This is a genomic window from Hugenholtzia roseola DSM 9546 (assembly GCF_000422585.1).
Lineage (GTDB): Bacteria > Bacteroidota > Bacteroidia > Cytophagales > Bernardetiaceae > Hugenholtzia > Hugenholtzia roseola.
The window spans coordinates 6906-10400 of the sequence record NZ_KE383893.1 but is presented as its reverse complement, the minus strand read 5'-3'; the positions used below and the strand labels follow the sequence as shown (position 1 = coordinate 10400).

The 3495-nt window shown below is 37.6% G+C and carries 3 protein-coding genes; 1 reads left to right on the top strand and 2 read right to left on the bottom strand.

Going from position 1 to position 3495, the window contains the following annotated elements:
• On the top strand, window positions 1-273 hold a 273-nt coding region (locus G500_RS24620), incomplete at its 5' end, for a T9SS C-terminal target domain-containing protein (protein WP_035758423.1).
• Between the two features lie 122 nt (window positions 274-395).
• On the opposite strand, the gene G500_RS0121730 is transcribed toward G500_RS24620, so the two are convergent.
• Together G500_RS0121730 and G500_RS24615 are read right to left on the bottom strand one after the other, a co-directional pair.
• Window positions 396-584, bottom strand: a complete 189-nt coding sequence (locus G500_RS0121730) for a hypothetical protein (RefSeq protein WP_027004071.1) — start codon at window positions 582-584, stop codon at window positions 396-398.
• 38 nt (window positions 585-622) lie between these two features.
• Window positions 623-3495: leucine-rich repeat domain-containing protein (locus tag G500_RS24615; RefSeq protein WP_035758421.1), on the bottom strand; the 2873-nt coding region annotated here is incomplete at its 5' end.

The window sequence follows — 3495 nt, the reverse complement described above, 5'->3', positions numbered from 1 at the left end:
GCTTTTTCGCCTAACGCCGATGGTTTGAATGATGAATGGAAAATCTTTGGCTCTTATTGGTCTAATATGCGAATTAGAGTCTATAACGCTTGGGGGCAATTAGTTTGGTATGCCAACTATCGCGACGAAAACGATAACCCCCAATGGTGGGACGGCACGCACAACGGAAAACTCGTTCCCACAGGCGTTTATCTCTACGAGCTGACTTTCACACCCAAAAATGCACCCAGCAGAACCCTTCTTAGGTCAGGGAAGGTTTCTATTGTAAAGTAAAAGTTAAGACAAAGACAACAACAAACCCATAAAGTATTCGCTTTATGGGTTTTGTTTTTTTGGGCTAACGGTTCGTTTTAGAAAAAATGACAATCGTTTTATATCAATATCAATAAAAAAATTTAGCTTAGTTTTCTACGCAACTCCTCAATTTCGCTCTCTATTTGCTCGATTTGTTTTTTTAGAGAAAAAATTTCTGCTGCATTTGCGCTGATGGCTTTGGCTTCGAGCAAGTGGTTTTTGCGTTCGGTCAGTAGTCTGATGGCGTGATGGATTCCTTCGGATTCGAGGTCTTTTGTGCTATCTTTCATTTTGTTATCCCTAACTTCTGCCTCAATAAAATTAGGGATTACTGCTTTTTTGTGCTAAAACGGTTTTTAAATTTTTCCCAAAGCGGAATTGGTTTAAGTTCGACTTCCGCCTCTATTTTGGCAACGCCTAAATATTCAAATAAAGGAACTGCTAATTTTATTTTAGCATCTAAAATATCTGAATTTTTAATTTCTTTAATCAAAGGCAAAATTTTAGCAATTTCCTTGTCTGTATTTTCTTGATTATCAGCCAAATCCAGAATAAGGTCTGCCAATGCTAAAACGCCGTCTTTGTTTTCTTCTTGTAGAAATTTGATTTCTGCCTCTAAATTTTTCAATGTTTCACTTGGAAAATTGAAATTGAGTTGAGAAAGAGCGGTTTGTAAATCACTTTTAACGAAAGTCTGCAAATCCAACCTAAAAGTTTCAAGTTCTTTACGTACTGCCTCGACAACCGCATTCGAGATTTTTGTAGCTTCTGCTTCGGTAATATTCGGGTTTTCTATTTTTACTTGGTTCAGAAATTCAGTTTGAATCTCTTTTATATTTTTTTGGCGTAAAGCAATTTCTTTTGCATATTTTTCGCGCAATTCTTCGTCTATTTCGTCATTTCGTAAATCACGATTACGAATAATTTTTTTGTATTGCTCTTTGACTTGTTTTTCCAAATCGGCAATAAAAAAATCAGGAATTTGTGCCATGCTTGTGTTTTGTTTAGGGTTTGAATGTGAGTTTTCGTAATTTTTTTCAGAGCTAACAGTTTTCAAAGAACTTTTGGTTTGAACTTGTGAGGAAATATTTTTATCCACTTCCTCTTCAGGCAAAACAATTTTTGCGGCTTGTTGAGAAAGTGTTGGCTCTTCTTTCTCTTTTTCCGAATGTTCCTGACTAACCTTTCGGGTGCTGCCCCAAATCTGTATTAGCTCACTAAGCAATACTTTTTTATTGTCTATATCGCGCACATATTTTGCCTCATTTTCTACTGCCTCTACAAAAGATAATATCTCAACAAATTGCTTGCCATCAATAGAAAGAAAGTATCGCATCTTTTTCGAGGGCTTCGTTTCGTTGTTGTCATCTATAATGGCATCAAGTTCTTGAATGATTTTTTGCAAAAATACGTCCTTTGCACTGCCCTTAGTTTGGATATATACCCTTTTTTCTGTGGGTTCGAAAGTGATAAGGGCTTTCGTTTTGGGTTCATCAGGGTAAAAAATGCGAATCCCTCTGCACCATATTGCTGTTTTTTCGCTTAGGCGACCTAAACGCACCAAAAAACGATTTACTAAATCGCTATGCACAAAAGGCGGCGCATAAGCAAAATGCAAACAACCTTCACCTTCCCAATCATCTACTACCTCATGACTAAAAGGCAAAAATTGCGGAAAAATAAAAGTAGGGTTTTTAAATTTTTTATATTCACTTCCTTCCAAACAAAAAGCAATTTCGGCACTTAGGATATAATCCAAAAAGGTTTCGATTTCGCTGCTGCTGTATTTTTCTTTCAAAAAAGCCTCTGCCAATGCCTCTTTTGAGATATTACCTTTTGCCAATTCCACCGCAGAATGAGGGGCTAATACCTTATAGATACCCTCCAAAGCCCATAATTGATTCAGAATAATATCCTTAGAAAGTTTTATATCATAATACAAAAAGCCTGTACGGTGCAAAAACAAAAGCAAGGTGTCGGGCTGTGTGCCTTTAAGGGCGTATTCTTCTTTTTCACAAAGAACTTTGTAGTCGGAAAGGGAAAGCGTTTTGATGCCTGCCTGCTGTTTTGCCTCTAATTCCTCTCGCACTTTTGCCCAAGTGAGTGGAATTTCAGCCTGAAGCAAAGTAGCTAATTTTTGCCGAATGGCGTTTTGCAAGGCTTGTTTTAGTTCTTCGAAGCCTTCAGAAGTTTTGGCAGAAATGCGCATATCAAAATGGCTGATATAGCGGCTATAGGGGTGCGCATAAGCAGCACGCAAATATTCGTGTTGTTGTGAACGGTCTTGTTCTTCGGGCTTGTCTATTTGCGTATGTACCAGCAAAACAGGACTGCGGAGGCTACGATTTTGCAAATAATCTAACCAATAGACCAATTCATGCCGCCTTTCTTCGGCTTTTTCTTCGGTATCAAAAGCCCAAAAGATAAGATACAAAGCATCTTGCGACATAAATAGGCGGTGCGTGCCATGGTAAATTTCCTGCCCACCAAAATCCCAAATATAAAGCAAAATGTCCTCGCTAAGGGCATACTGCTCACGCTGTACATCTATGCCTATGGTGCGGTCTTGGGGGCGTACATAAATTTCCGTTTCCCAGTCGCCTTCGGGATTGAGCAAACGCTTCAAAAAAGTAGTTTTGCCCACCATACCATTGCCCAAAAGCAACAACTTCACGCGCTTATTCGGCACAAACTCCTGATGCGAAAAATAATCTCGTAGAATAAAGAGGCAGCCTTCGTACTCACCTTCCTCTAACACTTCTTTAGGTAAGTAAGGCAGGGGATTGTTATGCAAATTCAAAAATTCTAAGGCAGGAAGTTCCAAAATTTCTTTTACCTGCGCAATATCCGAAATTTGATTATCTGCTAAGTCAAGTGTCTGTAATTGTGGTAAATCTTGCAAAGATGAAATATCGGAAATTCGATTCCTGCTTAAATAAAGCGTCTGTAATTGCAGTAAGCTTTGTAAAAAAGAAATGTCTGAAATTTCATTGTAGGACAAACTAAGAGCTTCTAATTGCGTCAAACCTTTTAAAAAAGAAACATCTGAAATTTCGTTGTAGGACAAACTAAGAGCTTCTAATTGCGTCAAACCTTTTAAAAAAGAAACATCTGAAATTTCGTTGTAGGATAAATCAAGAGTTTCTAATTGTGCTAAATCTTTTAAAAAATAAATATCTGAAATTTGATTATTAGATAAAT

Excerpts from the sequence above, each read along its gene's own strand:
- G500_RS0121730 (WP_027004071.1), bottom strand. The coding sequence starts at position 584 with ATGAAAGATAGCACAAAAGACCTCGAATCCGAAGGAATCCATCACGCC.